Here is a 13,847-nt window from a genome sequence, read left to right as displayed (position 1 = left end):
TCACCCACCGTCAGTCCGGGAGCTTGAATCATTCAGCCGTAGCGGTTTCAAGCAGATCAATGGGTCCTGAGCCTAGGGTCTAAACTCTTTGTTTTCTTAGGGAGTTTGGAGGCGAGTGAGGGAATCGAACCCTCGTGCACGGATTTGCAATCCGCCTGAACGATCTGAAAGAAAAGGGAAATTCGTTTCAGCAACGGCGGTACATAGCGGGAACGATGCGCGAATGTTGAAGGCCAGCCTCGCCAAAGCAGAATGTTACGATCCGCTTCTTATCGGGTGGATGCCCAAGATCGGGTCGCAGGCGTAGATTTCCACGCCGCGATTAAACACATCTGTTGACTTAAACAGATGTGTTGACTATGTTATATCCATGAACAGCAAAGAACTCGAAAAGCTCCTGCGCTCCAAAGGCTGTACCTTCGAAACCCACAAAGGGGGCAGCGGCCACAAGACTGTTCGATTGGGCGACAGGAAAAGCCAGATCCCGATGCACGGGGCCCGCAAGGAATTCGGTACGGGGCTGGTGAACAAGATACTCAAGGATCTCGGCCTCAAGTGAGGCCGGGATCTCCCGAAGGAGGCGATCCCCTGATGCTGGCCTATCCCGTAGACCTGACCCCTGACGACAACGGTACCTTTTTGGTGACCTGCCCGGATCTGCCGGAGGTGACCAGCTTCGGCGAAACCGAAGCCGAAGCCCTGAGCATGGCCAAAGGAGCGATCTCCGAAGCGCTGGCATCACGCCTATCGGGTTTCGAGGACATCCCGCGGCCGAGCGACGGCCCGCGCCTCGTGGCGGTTCCGCTGCAGCTCCAGATCAAGGTCCTGCTGTTCTGGGCCCTGTCAGATGCGGACAAGACCCGCGCCGATCTGGTCCGGGATCTCGGCTGGCATCGGCCCCAGGTTGATCGGCTGTTCGATCCGAACCACGCCACCCGGTTGGAGCAATACGATGCGGCGTTCGCTGCGTTGGGACGGGCTCCCGGGTTCGCGTTGGAAGCTGCGGCTTGAGGCGCAGAAAGTGATGGCGCAACGACGCCGGGGCCGGTCCACTGCGCCGCTAGGGCATCATCTCCCGCCTCAGCGCGCACACCGCGCAGCTGGCCGCCGTCTGGTTGGCATCTGCCGATAGCATACCTTAGGGCCGTGAGGAGGTGCCGTCCGCAGACGATGTAAGCGGCCGTTCACAACATCTGCGGCGATCCGTCGTCTGGCAGTCGTGGCCCGCTCTTTCCTGAACTTCGTGCAAGGTAAGGGCCGCCTCGTTCACACCATCTGAACTGACATAGCGTTGGTTCCCTCGCCTGCGAAGGCAACACCTGAGCCGGTGGCCTGTCCGTCCGTCAAGGCTTGACGCGAGAACTTTCGCGCGGACAACAAGTTGTGTATGAAGAGAAAATGCTTACCTTGCCGATCACAGAGGTCCCAAAGGACCCCAACCGTTCGACGCAGAATGCGGTGTCACCCTTTCGCTACCCTGGCGGCAAAGGATTTCTCTCCGCATTTCTCAAACGGCGCATGTCGCTGCTTGACACCTCCGCAGAACGGGTTTTTGCAGAGCCGTTTTGTGGAGGTGCTGGGGCGGCCCTGATATTACTCGCAGATGGTGACGCTGATGTTGTGAGGCTCAATGACGCCGACTTGCGTATCTTCTCTGCTTGGCAGGCAATTCTGGACGAACCTGAACGCTTTGTAGCAAAGCTACGTGAAGTGCGTTTGGACATGCCGGAATGGTATCATCATCGCGATCTGGTTGCCGGATTTTCTGATCGCGAGTACGACTTTGATATTGGTTTTTCCACTTTCTACATGAACCGTACAACAAGATCTGGGATCATATTGAATGCCGGACCAATCGGTGGATACGATCAACGAGGGAAATGGAAGCTCAACGCACGGTTTAACGTGGAGCGCCTAGCCAACCAAGTCCTTTGGCTCGCCGCAAATAGAGCGAGGATCGAACTATCGAATATGGATGCACTGTCATTCATCGACCGGGGTCGGCGCAGAGCAGATTCCGGTAACACGATGTTTTTCATTGATCCGCCGTACGTCAAAGCGGGGGGGCGTCTCTATTTTGATGGCATGAGTGAAGCAAAGCATGTGGCCCTGTCCGATATTCTGACGAGCGGTTCTGTTAAGTATTGGGTGCTGACCTATGATGACGCACCTCTAGTCAGGCAGCTGTACAAATCCCAGAATTGCTCAACAATTTCAGTTAATTACAGCCTGCAATCGAAGCGTCGTGAAAGCGAAATTTTGGTAGAGCCGAATTACCGCTAGGCCAGAGCTGTGGCTCGGAATTCTTGCAGCCAGCTAAGAACTTGGGGCATGTTCTCAGCCTCATCCATTTCGACGCCACCCCTTGCAAGGGCTTGTCCAATAACTGCATGTTTCGGCAAACGCGTCCGATCTAAAAGCGCCCCATGTATCACATGTTCATTGTTCCACTGATCTTCATCCACGATCCGAAATGGGAGCAAAGTTGCATAGTTGACGTTCCCACGATGCGCATCGTCCATGTAGTGCCTTTCGAATAGTTTTGAGTGAGTGCTTACCGGTTTTCCTGGCCAATTATGGCCGCTGGCCACTTGCGCAAAGTAGAAAAAAATTGGTGGCGGGCGGACATCGATCTGCCAAGCGATCACATCGACACCCCCATCCTTCTCGTTGGGTGGAGTATACCTGCCAGGGGTGTCCCTAGTGCGGAACCCAGCACCTCGCGTTTCAGCTCTTTTCAAAGTCGCGATAATATCAGATTTGTCGGAACGCGGCCATCCAATGCTTGCGGCGCTTCCACTGGCCAATCCAGCCATCGCAAAGGTCGATAGAACCTGAAAAACCCGGTTCCGAAGGCGTTGAATCAAATCGCCAGAAACCTCAAAATCAAAAAGGCTTTTCTTGGTCAAGTGCGTTGTTATGAGGCAGGTTAGGTAAGGCGTAAACTTATCATCCTGCCAATCCTCCACCAAAATCAGCTCTTCGGCATCAGCGCCCAGACGGAAAGGATACGCATTCGCGCAATCTGTGGTCCGAAAATCTACCTCATTCTCGATGCTTTCCCGAAGTCTTTCCTTTGCGGCGTCAATTTTTGCAATGTTTCCGCCATTGGCATCACCGAGGTCATCGGTATCTTCGTCGGGCTCATCGTCGGCAGGGGCTTCAAACTGCTCTTCGATTGCAGCATCAAGCTCATCCAGCCTTGCAGTCCGAAATTCGTTAAAAAAAGCGACTAGCTCGAGCCAGTCCACCAAGACATGATCCTCGGCGTTCAATTCAGGTGTCACTACAGGTTCGATCGGCATATCAGTCTTCAACTGTCTTTTCGAAATCGGCCACCTGGCTGTCAACGGTAGCTTTAATCACCCGAATTCGTTTCCATGCAGATGCGATGATCTCCTGAAGCTCTGATTGAGACGCCGGATCAAAGCCATCTAGGGTTTCAAGCGCCAATCGAAGTTGACCATTCGCTTCGACAATGTGCTTTGAGAACCGCAGGTCCTTTGGCGTTGCGGTGATCAAGGCATCGTCAAGGTGACTGGTTTGCTCAAGAACCTTGGTGCCGGACTTGGACTTTAGAACTTCCCGCACTCTACCCAGATCAGGATTCTGGCTGCGAACCACAGGTTGGATTTCACGCTCTTTCGATCCATACAACCAGGTCAGAATATTTCCCAGTTTTTCGTAGTAATCGGGGCTCACCGGGTCTCTTGAAGGGTCCTGATCTCGCTGTGGTCGCGGCATCCCGAGGTAATCTGAGAACTCACTATACGACAAGCCCGTGTAAAGGTGCGAAAAACTGAAAGCCCGTTTGTACCTGTCATCCATGTGGAAGATGTCGAGGCGCTCGGCCTGCATCAAAACATAGTAGGCCGTCACCATTCTGTGAATGGTGGCGTGCTTGTCGCCCATACGGTTTGCTATCTCAAAGAGCGTTAACGGCTCTTTTTCATTGACTTGCGAATCCAGCCACCTAGCCGCGAAAGTTGCCTTCGCAAAGGCGTCCCATGCCTGGGGGCCGTTAATGTGTTTGAACCCGATTAGTTCGCGCGCGTCTTCCTCTTTCTCGACGCGGTGAACGAGGATATTGCACATGGTATCCCGGATCTCATTGTCGAATCTCGGGAGGGTGAGTTTTGCATACCTTGCCAACTCCTCATCGCGAAGAGCCCTGAGAGCAGCTAGTCTTCTATTTCCTTCCAGAACAACTAGCTTGTCATCTCTAACAACAACCACTAGCGGCTCGATATTTATGTAGCCGCTGGTGCCGATTGATTGCACCAATTCCGACAGGTCGGCCGTTCGGGCCAACTCAGCCACGACTGCTCGATCAGTATCCTCGTCCGGGCGTTTGTCTGGTGTGAAACGTGGATTGTTCGTATCGAAATTCAAAAGGTCGACGTCAACTATCTTCGTTTCTTTGATGCCGACTACTTCGTCCCAGTTCATGGAACCTCCGTCTGCTGGTATGGTTGGTTGGGCCTAACCGGTGTACCGCAGCCACCCTTAGAAGGCTTGCGGTTAGCCGTCCAGACAATGCTGCTAGGTTGAACACACGAGGTTTGTGTGAGTTCACTGCCAGTCAGTCCGTGGCCAGACAGCACTGAGGCAAACTCCGCGCGCTGGAAGGTTGTGCGCACTGGCCTTTGATGCGGCTCGCAAGGAACGACCGCTTGCCGCCCAGACTGCCAAAGTCTGCCTCACGATGGGCCACGGTGCGGTTAAGGTCCGCTCTCGTGAAGCTCGGCCGATACCCCGGGGCGATTCCGAACGGCAGCTCCCCGCCGTTCACGCCCCACACACACACGCCCGGTCAGCGCCACCAGATCCTGCTCGTCCGCGGCCGTGAACGCCAGCCCGTAGGCCTTGGAGATCCGCCGGAACCGCAGCACATACTGGCAGCGGAATCCTTGATCGGGCGGCAACCATTCCAGCGGCCCGCGCGCGCCCTTCGAGCGGTTCGCCGAGGCGGTCACGGGCAACAGGTTGACGGGATCGAGGGCGAAGCGGGCGCGCTTCTCGGCTGACCAGCTGGCGGCACCATGGCCCCACGCATAGCGCAGCGGCACGATGTGGTCGATGTCGAGATCCCGGGCCTCGGTCACCACCTGGCCGGTATAGGGCGCGATCCACCGGCCGTGACGCACCGAACAGCCCGAAGGCGCCAGGGTCACCGGCACGGTGGAGAGATCCGCCAGCAGCTCGGCCCGGGTGTCGAGGCAATCGCCATCCGGATCGGCCCAGCCCGTGCCAAAGGCTGCGCGGGTGTAGGGCGCGGCCGGGCTCGCCAGCTCCGGGGCCTGCGCAACCGGGGCGCAGGTCAGGAGCGTCAGGCTCAGCAAAAGCAGGGGGAGAAGACGGCGCATGGGGACGGACCTTTGACCTCGCGCCCCCAAGATCCGGTTAAACGCCGACCGGGCCGGGGGACCTCATACCAGCCCCGTCATGACCTCGCGATTGGCGATGATCAACTCCCGCGCGGCGGTCGCGCCGCCCTTCGAGACAGAGTAATTCAGCCGCACCTCCTCAATCCGGAAGGCCCCGAAGAGCGCGCGGATCTCGGGCCGGTCGTTGATCGACAGCACGAAGGCGCCCTCGATCCTGCCCAGGCGCTCGGCCAGCTCGGCGAACTGGTCGCGGTCGAAGAGCCCCTTGCCGTAATCGTCCTCGCCGCCCCAATAGGGCGGATCGAGATAGAACAGCGCCTGCGGGCCGTCATAGCGCGCCAGCACCTCCTGCCAGGGCAGGTTTTCGAAGACCACGCCATCGAGCCGGTCATGGGCGGCGTCGAGCAGCGGGCCGATCTTGGCCAGGCTGAACCGGGCGCTCTGGTCGGGCGCCACGCCGAAGACCCCGCGGAGCTGGCCGCCGAAGGCGAGCCGCTGCAGATAGAGGAACCGGGCGGCGCGTTCCAGATCGGTCAGCGTGGCGGGATCGCAGGCGCGGAGCCGCTCGAACTCGCGGCGCGAGGTGATCTGGAAGCGCATGACCTCCATCAGCTGCGGGTAATGGCGCTGCAACACGCGGAAGAGATTGGTGATCTCGCCGTTCAGATCGTTCGCCACCTCGAGTCGCGGGCGCCAGCTGCGGCGCAGGAAGACCCCGCCCATGCCGAGGAAGGGCTCGACATAGGTGCGGTGCGGGATCGCCTCGATCTTTTCGATGATGCGGCGATGGAGGGCCTTCTTGCCGCCGAGCCAGGGGGCGACCGGAGTGGCGGGGACGGTTTTTCGCATTTCGTTCATGTCAGGAACCTGTTCTAGGTCCGCCCGCTCTCGCGAGAGTCGGGCGGCAGATTCCCTCTTGGGTGTCGGCGCAGCACTTGTTGACGCAGGCTGCGTGGTGAGGCGGTGTTGACGCACCGCCTTGCCCCCGCCCGAAGGCGGGGGAAGCTCTCAGACCCGGCGGCGCCTGACCGCCTGGCCGATCCGCCGCGCGATCTCGCCTGGCGAGGGGGCGATCCATCCGATCAGGGCGATCAGCACGATCCAGGCGGGGATTTCGTTGACGACGACGGTCTCGACGCGATCCGCCCTGACCCTGTTCTCGGATTGCTCCTGGCGGATCTCGCGGGCGCGGGGGCGCACGATGCTGGGCGCGTTCTCGACCTTCAGACCCTGGACGTTCTCGGCCCCGGCCTGGACATTGGCGGCGACGTTCGGGCCGAGGGGCACGGGCAGCCCGCCGCAGCCTGACAGCAAGAGCGCTGCGAGGATCAGTCGAGGCCGGACAGGCATAGCGCGCGTTCCGCAGTGCGGCGGTTGACGAGACCCTGCACGGTGCGACCGCCTGCCTTGACCCACAGGGTCAGGGCATCGCAGGCGCCGGGCAGATCGCCCGCGAGGGCGCGGCGGGACATGCTCGACCGGCAGAAGGCGCCGGAGCCGATATTGTAGGCGGCCGAGACGAAGGCCGCCCGGGTCTCGACCGGCAGCGCGCCGGGCAGACAGGGGCGGATCTCGGCCTCGAACTCAGCGGTGCGGCGGGCGAGCTGGGACCGGCAGGCCTCGGGCGTCGCGGTCTGGCCGGGGCCGACGCCCAGGGTCTCGCCGTAGCAGATCGTCCAGACGCCCACGATGTCGCGATAGGAGGCGGTGCGGAGGCCCTCCCAGGGGGCGATCAGCGCGACGGCGGCGGCGATCACCGCAGCGGCGGCCCCGCCCTTCGCGGCAATGCGACGGCGGATCATCGGTCTGCCCCCTCAAGGCCGGTCTGGGCGATCAGGCGGGCCAGAACGGCGGCGGCGGACAGAAGCCCCACGGCGGCGGCGTAGATGTCAGGCGGCAAGCCGAGCATGTCGGCCGAGACCAGCGAAGCGGCGGCCTCGAGGCCGGACAGGATGACCATGGCGGCCAGAATCCACACCGACCACGCACGGCGCAGCACCGCGCGCCAGTTGGGCACGAGTTTCATTTGCATTGCCCTCCTTGGGCTCTGTCAGGGATAGGGAAGTCGGCGCGGCCCCGGATCAGGGCCAGACGATGAGCGCCAGCCAGATGGCGGCGGTGAGGGTGAGATAGAGTGTCCGGCTCATTTCCCGCCCCGCCAGAGGCGCAGCATTTCGGCCAGATGGGCGGGGTCGCGCTTGAGCCAGAGGAGGGCCGCGGCGGCGGTTTCCAGCGCCAGCGGGCCCAGCACGGTCACGCCGACGATGGTCAGGCGCTCGGGCATGTCGAGCCAGAGCGCGATCTCGGGGCCCGCGACATAGCCGATGGCGCCCGAGGCCAGCACGATGCCCATGCGGGCGACCAGCGCCATGCCGTCGGTGCGCAGCCAGACCAGCACCAGCGCGCCGAGGATCGCCAGCAGGGTGCGGAGCGCGCTGTCGGTCGCCTCAAGCATGGCGGCGCGCCCAGAGGGTCCGGCCCGCCCCGGGACCGTCGCGGGGAATGTCGGTATCGTCGGCCATGGCCGGTCTCCTTCGGGATGGGTCTCGGGGGATCAGAGCTCGGTCCGCGCGCCCGCGGGAGAGAGGGTCACGGTCAGGACCGCATCGCCCGCGCGGCTCCTCACGACGGCAAACCGCACATGCGTGGCCAGGGCGGGCACCCGGACGGTCTCTGTCGTGAGCGCGGGGAAAAGCTCGGTGCCCGAACCGCCCGGCAGCGTGACCGCCCGCCTGGCATAGGACTGGAACGGACAGAGGAACGCGCCCTCGGTCAGCGGAAAGGTCCCGGCCCCGCCGGTCTCGTTGGCATAATCGCCGGGCAGCGCGATCCATGGCCCCCAGCTCATGCCCTCATCGGACGAGAACGCCATGCGCCAGCCATCCGAGCCCCTCTGCGCCGAATAATACGCGACATGCGCCATCGCAAAATCGCCAATCGCGACGATCCCGGGCTCGGAGGACCCGTCCGAATGGAACTGGTGGCAGGCGGCCCTGGTATTGGTGCTGTCGTATTTGTCCAGAAGCGCGGCGAGGATCTTCCCGGTCAGCATGCCATAGGCCGTGCCACTGCTGTCGAGCGCCTGCGCCTCGGTCAGTTCCCGCAGCCCGGCCGGAACGAAGCTGTCCGAGGCATAGCCGCCAAGCGCGATCCAGCCGCTATTGGCCTCGTTGCGCATTTTCAGCGCCTTCGCGGCGGTATCGACCCAGAGCATGCCGGGCCAGGTCTCGGGGGGCGCGGTCGGCCCGGCATTGGTCGAGGCGGCGGCGGCCAGGGCGCCCTGGAAGAAGGCGAAGGCCTGGGCCTTGGTGTGGGTGACGTTCGGAATATAGGTGGCCTGGGTCATGGTCTCCTCGGGGTTGGGGATCAGGTTGCGCGGTAGGCCGCGACGGACAGGCGGGTGACGCGCAGCGCATAGGCCGCGCTTTCGACCGAGAGCGCCGCGCGGATCTGGAACAGGCGGCCGTCGAACTCGGCCGCATCGAAGCTTTGCCAGGGGCCCCAGGTCGCGGTGGCGTCGTCATGGACCCGGACCTGGGTGTCGAGATCGCCATAGGCATCGGCCCCGCCCTGCCAGAACAGCCCGTCGGGCGGGGTCCAGAAGGCGCCCGTTTCGGGGCCGAAGATCCGGTCCCGCCGTTCCTCGATCAGGATCCCGACATCGCTGACCAGCCGCACCGGCCCGGCCGTGCCGAGGTTGATGAGCGCCGAGAAGACATAAAGCGCCTCGGTCGCACCCTCGTCGGTCGACAGCACGCCGCCCGCGGCCGAGCAATCCGCCTTGGTCCCGGCAAAGCCCGGCGCCTCGTCGAGGCGGGCGACCTCGGCCATCGGCACCAGCGAGGCGGCGCGCAGCGCGACCGCGCTGACCGGGCCGGGATTGCCCCTGGCGTCATAGGGCCGCGCGAGATAGCTGCCGGTCTTGAGCGGCAGCGAGGCGTCCGTCGCCCCGCCCGGCACCGCCTTGCCGATCACCACCGAGCTTTGCCAGGTCGCGCCGGTCAGCTCGGCCGAATGGCGGAACTCGATCCAGCCGCCCTGGCGCACGTCGAGCGACGGGTGCCGGTCCCAGCGCAGCATCGCCACGGCCCCCCCGGCCGACTGCCCGGCCAGGTTGGTGATCGCGACCGGCGGGGCGTTCTCGCCCTGCACGGCGGCGGCGCCCGCATAGACCCAGTCCGACCACATGCCGCGGGTGTTGCGCCCGCGCGCGCCGAAGACATAGGTGCCGGGCGCCATGTCGTCGATCAGGTCCTCGGCGACATCGGTGAGGCCGCGCACGGTGGTCTCCGATGCCGGGGCCGCGACCGGCCTCCAGGAGAACTGCCAGGCATCAATGAACGGATTGTCGGTCGTGGCCGCCAGCCGCACCCGGGTCTTGACCCCGCCGCCGCCGCGGGTCTCGTAAAGCTCCTCGCTCATGGTCGGCGCCGAGACCTGGGGCCTCGCGGTCGGCGAGGGCAGCGTGGGCACACCGCCCGCGGGCCGCGCCTGTTCCTCGCTGGTGCGCCAGTCGAAGATCGCGGGGCCGGTTTCCAGGCAGGTCAGCCGCACCTGCACCCCCTCGGGGCCGACCGTGACCGCGCGGGCCGTGACCTCGAAGGCCTTGGCCTCCCAGCCCCGGCGGGGGATCGTGACGCGGACAGTGTCGCCCAGCCGCACGCCCCAGGCGGCGAGCGAACAGGGCAGGATCACCTGGCGCTGGCGGCGGCCCTTCAGGAGCGCCAGCTTCATCAGCCGCTGGCCGCGCACCGGATCGGTCTCGCCCGGCAGCTCGCCCAGATCGCGCACCAGCCGCTCGCCATGATCGGCGGCGCGATACGTCTCGGAGGCCAGGACCGGCAGGTCGGTCACCACATGCTCGGCCGTCGCATCGGCGAACTGCGCCTTGACGGTGTTGAACTGCTCCTCGAAGGGCCGCCGCGCGATCACCCGGATCCCGGCCACCAGCATGTCCTCGGTGATCGTCAGCTCGGGCTCTTCCCAGACTGCGCCGCCCAGCGTCAGCCGCCCGCGTTCGCAGGCCCACCAGCCGCCCCAGGCGGAGGAGAGCGCATCGAGATTCTCGCGCGGAGCCGCCTCGGTGTCGAGCACGCCGTTGAAGGCATAGCGCGGCTGGCTGCCGCCCGTGGCCAGCGGCACCGGTTCCTCGGCGGCATTGGCCAGCGCCACGATGGCGGCATCGTCGAGATCGGCCTCGGTCCAGCCGATGCCGCCAAACAGTTCGGGCGTCAGGGCGTAGTCGCGCAGGCAGAGCGCCGGGTTCGTCGAATAGCGCCGCCCGCGGAACCACAGCGCGACCGCGCCCGCCGCAATGTCGATCTCGACATAGATCGTGCCGCGCCGCCCGGCGAGATCCGCGACCGGCAGGGTGGCCCGGGCCAGTTCCTCGCCCGCGACCTCGCCCGATCCGGCGCGGAAGACGAGATCGGCCCCGGTCACCCCCAGATAGGCGCCATAGCCCGAGCCGCCCTGTTCCCAGATCACGCCTTCGGGCACGGCCGGAAAGGCGACATCGAAGGCCGCGAAGAGATCCGCGTCGAGCGCCATCCTTTTGTAATCGAGAGTGTCGCCGTCCTGCGCGGTCAGATCCGGGCTCAGCCCGGCCTCGGGGGTGAGCCCGCCGGGATAGCGGTGCCCGAAGAAGAACCGCGCGGCGATGGGGCCGCCGGTCCAGGCGGCGTCGGATTCGCCCTGCGGATAGCTCGCACCCGAGGTCCGGCCGATGGCGCCGCCGTCATAGCCAGCCCATATAGAGCCGGGCCGGAGGGCCCTGGCCGAGGCGAGCGGGGTCGAGATCCAGTCGCGCGGGTCGTATACGCGCTTGCCGCGGGCGCGGACGCGGATCTGGGGCGCGCCGGTCGGAAACAGGTCGCGGTCGTAATCGGCCTCGAAATAGACATAGGCGACGCCGCGCCCGCGGTGATCGGCCGTCCATTCCGAGGCGGCCGCGACATAGCGCGGCTCGGCCGCCTGATCCTCGGCGCCGGTATGCACCTTCAGCCGGATGCGGCCCTTGAAGTCGCTCTCGATCTGGCCCCAATGGTAGGGATCGCCGGTGCCCTGCGCTTCATCGCGGCGGTATTGCGCCTCGGTCCAGACCTTGGTCTCGCCCAGCCAGATCTCGACCGCGCCGTCGATCTGGTGGCAGGCGAGCGGCATGACGGAATGATAGCGCCGATGCGGCTTGCCCCCGGCCTCGGTGGTCGAGCGGGCGACGATGGTGCCGCCGAGGGTGCGTTCGCCATAGAGGATGAGGCCCGCCGTCACCGGCTGGATCCGGTTCAGAGTGATCTCGTCGCGGGTCTTGACCTTCGGCTTCTTCGCCAGCGCCATCTGCACGCCCGACAGCACGAAGGCCATGGCGGCCTGGCCCATGATCGCGGTCGCGGTCAGCCCGGCGGCCCAGCCCCCGGCGGCGGCGGCCAGCGCCGCGCCGACCGGCGGCATCGCGGCGGCGGGGGCCGCGGACAGGATCAGCGCCACGATCAGGACCGCGAGGGGTGCGCCGATCCGCGCCGCCCGCGCGAGGCAACTCACCCGATGCGCCATGCCGCCTCCGCGTCGAGGACCGGGCGGCGGACGGGTCCGCGCTCGGCCAGATGCACCGCATGGCGGCCGGTGACGACGCCCATGGCGCCGGGCAGCGCGCCCGCGGCATCGCCCATCACCCAGTCGCCGCGCCGGGCCAGCGCCACCGCCACCCGCGGCAGATGCGCGTCGATCAGATCGGCGATGGAGCCGAAGCCAAGCCGCACCAGCCCCTTCGCCGCCTGGATCTCGCTGGCATAATCCGGCAGGTCCGGGATCGGATCGCGCCCCGTCATCGCCCGCGCGGTCGCCCGGCAGAAGCCCAGGCAATCGGCCGTGCCCCAGGCGAAGGCCCGGCCGTCCCAGTCCCGGATCTCGGCCGCCAGCCGCAATTCCCAGCCCTCGCGCCGCAGTATCGTGCCGGTCATCTCCCCCATGTGTCCTCCCGGTTCTGGATGGCTTGCACGAGGTCGAAGAAACGGTCGCCGGGAAAGCGACGCTGCTGATCCTCGGGCAGGTAGTAAAACGGGCGCTTGCGGCCCAGATCCATGGCGCGTTCCTCGCAGGCGAGCGTGGCGGTCGCGGTGTCGGGCCCGTCATCGCTGTCGAGCGTGTCGGCGAGCCCGTCCCAGAGCACATCGGCCGCCTCGATCCGGCCCTCGGGGTCGAAGAGCGCGAGGCGCAGCGTCACCCGGCGGCGCTGGAACTCCTCGAGCTCGGCCAGCGCCACCACCTCGGGATCGAGCCCCGCCAGCGTCAGCGTCAGCCCCGGCATCTCGCCGCCCGAGGTCTCCTGCGCCTCGCCGATCCGGAGCATCTGCCCGGCCGCGCCGAGATAGGTCACGCCCTCCCACTCGACCGTGCCATGGCCCGTGAACATCGCCAGATCCCCGCTGTCGAACCGGCACTGCACCAGCAGGCCGAGGATCCTGTCGCCGCTGGTGTCCATCACAGCGCCTCCACCAGTTGCACGGTGCGGGTCCGGACGCGGGCCTGGCTGACGGCGAGCGCGGTCTCGGATCCGGCCAGCGCCCAGGTCCCCCAGGGCGCGCGCAGCGCCACCGGATCGCCCGCCGCGACGGGGGCGCGCAGGCGGGGCCAGAGGGTGAGGGTCTGCCGGAAGGCGGCCGTGGGGGCCTCGGCCCCGGTCACGATGTGCAGATGGCCGTCGAGCGTGAGATAGTCGCCGACAGTTATGGTGTCGGCCGCCGTGGCGAGTTGCAGCACCAGCGTCTGCGCGCGGGGCTGGGCCGCCAGCGCCACCACCGGATCGGCGGTGATCAGCCCTTGGGGGCCGTCATAGTCCATCGCGGCCATGTCGAGCTCGAAGCGGCCCGTCGGGCCATTGAGGCCCGCAAGCCAGGCCGAGATCGCAGCGCTTTCGCGGGCGTCAAACGCCGCCAGCGTCAGCTCGGCCGCCCAGGTCCCGCCCATGAAGTCATAGGCCGTTTGCGCAAAGCTGTAGGGCGATTGGGTGCGGATCGAGGAGGTCACCTGGCGCAGCGTGAAGCCCGCGATGCGCACCGCCTCGGGCGGGAAGGCCATCAGACGCCCTCCCGGCGCTGGCGGGCATAGACCCGCTGCGCCTCGTCGCGCGTGACCTGGCGCACGACTTCCGCGATCTGTTCCGGGCTGGCAGTGCTGCCCGCGACCGAGACATGCACATCGCCCATGCGCACCCCGCCGCCGCCGAGGCTCGCGACGCCGAGCTTGCCATTGCCCAGCCGGGTCAGCGGCAGGATCGCCTCGGGGCCTGCCTCGCCCATGAGCCCGGTCGCGGCGCCCCGCATCGGAAAGAAGGTCGGCCGGTCGACCACCCCGCCCGCGGCAAAGGCCCGGACCCGGCCGCCGTCGAAGACATTGCCAAGGGCGTTGACCTTCACGCCGCCGCCCGCACCGGCGCCCGCGCCCCCGAAGATCCCCGAGAAG

17 protein-coding genes are annotated in these 13,847 nt (G+C 65.5%); 3 read left to right on the top strand and 14 right to left on the bottom strand.

What is annotated here, in order from left to right; translation table 11 throughout:
- The first annotated feature begins 370 nt into the window (after positions 1–370).
- From DSD19_RS11865 to DSD19_RS11855, 3 genes are all read left to right on the top strand, one after another.
- Positions 371–559 (top strand): type II toxin-antitoxin system HicA family toxin, encoded by a 189-nt coding sequence (locus tag DSD19_RS11865; RefSeq protein WP_113669723.1) that lies wholly within the window; start codon positions 371–373, stop codon positions 557–559.
- 32 nt (positions 560–591) lie between these two features.
- Positions 592–1,011: a type II toxin-antitoxin system HicB family antitoxin gene (locus DSD19_RS11860; RefSeq protein ID WP_075784022.1), complete on the top strand. Its 420-nt coding sequence runs from the start codon at positions 592–594 to the stop codon at positions 1,009–1,011.
- A 339-nt stretch (positions 1,012–1,350) separates the two neighbouring features.
- Positions 1,351–2,283 carry a DNA adenine methylase gene (locus DSD19_RS11855; RefSeq protein ID WP_207802455.1) on the top strand — a complete coding sequence of 311 codons (933 nt, stop codon included), beginning with the start codon at positions 1,351–1,353 and terminating at the stop codon, positions 2,281–2,283.
- Here the strand turns inward: DSD19_RS11855 and DSD19_RS21450 are convergent.
- From DSD19_RS21450 to DSD19_RS22345, 14 genes are all read right to left on the bottom strand, one after another.
- Positions 2,280–3,305 (bottom strand): hypothetical protein, encoded by a 1,026-nt coding sequence (locus DSD19_RS21450; protein ID WP_165828116.1) that lies wholly within the window; start codon positions 3,303–3,305, stop codon positions 2,280–2,282. The genes DSD19_RS11855 and DSD19_RS21450 overlap by 4 nt on opposite strands.
- A gap of 1 nt (position 3,306) precedes the next feature.
- Positions 3,307–4,449, bottom strand: a complete 1,143-nt coding sequence (locus DSD19_RS11850; protein ID WP_113669721.1) for a hypothetical protein — start codon at positions 4,447–4,449, stop codon at positions 3,307–3,309.
- 272 nt (positions 4,450–4,721) lie between these two features.
- Positions 4,722–5,366 (bottom strand): HNH endonuclease family protein, encoded by a 645-nt coding sequence (locus tag DSD19_RS11845; RefSeq protein ID WP_113669720.1) that lies wholly within the window; start codon positions 5,364–5,366, stop codon positions 4,722–4,724.
- A gap of 63 nt (positions 5,367–5,429) precedes the next feature.
- A complete protein-coding gene (locus DSD19_RS11840; RefSeq protein ID WP_113669724.1) occupies positions 5,430–6,236 on the bottom strand; it encodes a DNA adenine methylase in 807 nt (268 codons plus the stop codon).
- 159 nt (positions 6,237–6,395) lie between these two features.
- Positions 6,396–6,701 (bottom strand): bacteriophage spanin2 family protein, encoded by a 306-nt coding sequence (locus DSD19_RS11835; RefSeq protein WP_113669719.1) that lies wholly within the window; start codon positions 6,699–6,701, stop codon positions 6,396–6,398.
- A 14-nt stretch (positions 6,702–6,715) separates the two neighbouring features.
- Entirely contained in the window at positions 6,716–7,189 is a 474-nt protein-coding gene (locus DSD19_RS11830; protein WP_113669718.1) for a lysozyme, read from the bottom strand.
- Positions 7,186–7,413 carry a hypothetical protein gene (locus DSD19_RS11825; protein WP_113669717.1) on the bottom strand — a complete coding sequence of 76 codons (228 nt, stop codon included), beginning with the start codon at positions 7,411–7,413 and terminating at the stop codon, positions 7,186–7,188. Before DSD19_RS11825 ends, DSD19_RS11830 begins: the two co-directional genes overlap by 4 nt.
- Positions 7,414–7,530: 117 nt before the next feature.
- On the bottom strand, positions 7,531–7,842 hold the full coding sequence (locus DSD19_RS11820; protein ID WP_113669716.1) for a hypothetical protein: 312 nt from the start codon (positions 7,840–7,842) through the stop codon (positions 7,531–7,533).
- Positions 7,843–7,941: 99 nt separating this feature from the next.
- Positions 7,942–8,733, bottom strand: a complete 792-nt coding sequence (locus DSD19_RS11815) for a hypothetical protein (RefSeq protein WP_113669715.1) — start codon at positions 8,731–8,733, stop codon at positions 7,942–7,944.
- Positions 8,734–8,753: 20 nt separating this feature from the next.
- Entirely contained in the window at positions 8,754–11,939 is a 3,186-nt protein-coding gene (locus DSD19_RS11810; protein ID WP_113669714.1) for a phage tail protein, read from the bottom strand.
- Positions 11,924–12,346, bottom strand: coding sequence for a hypothetical protein (locus tag DSD19_RS11805; protein ID WP_133260413.1), 423 nt, complete (start codon positions 12,344–12,346; stop codon positions 11,924–11,926). Before DSD19_RS11805 ends, DSD19_RS11810 begins: the two co-directional genes overlap by 16 nt.
- Positions 12,343–12,867, bottom strand: a complete 525-nt coding sequence (locus tag DSD19_RS11800; protein WP_113669712.1) for a hypothetical protein — start codon at positions 12,865–12,867, stop codon at positions 12,343–12,345. Before DSD19_RS11800 ends, DSD19_RS11805 begins: the two co-directional genes overlap by 4 nt.
- Entirely contained in the window at positions 12,867–13,463 is a 597-nt protein-coding gene (locus tag DSD19_RS11795) for a hypothetical protein (RefSeq protein ID WP_113669711.1), read from the bottom strand. Before DSD19_RS11795 ends, DSD19_RS11800 begins: the two co-directional genes overlap by 1 nt.
- Positions 13,463–13,847: phage tail tape measure protein (locus DSD19_RS22345; RefSeq protein WP_371412592.1), on the bottom strand; the 385-nt coding region annotated here is incomplete at its 5' end. The genes DSD19_RS11795 and DSD19_RS22345, both read right to left, overlap by 1 nt.

Source organism: Rhodovulum sp. BSW8 (assembly GCF_003314725.1).
Classification (GTDB): Bacteria; Pseudomonadota; Alphaproteobacteria; order Rhodobacterales; family Rhodobacteraceae; genus Rhodovulum; species Rhodovulum visakhapatnamense.
Note: the sequence above shows the minus strand (reverse complement) of the source record. Positions and strands in the feature narration are given on the sequence as shown.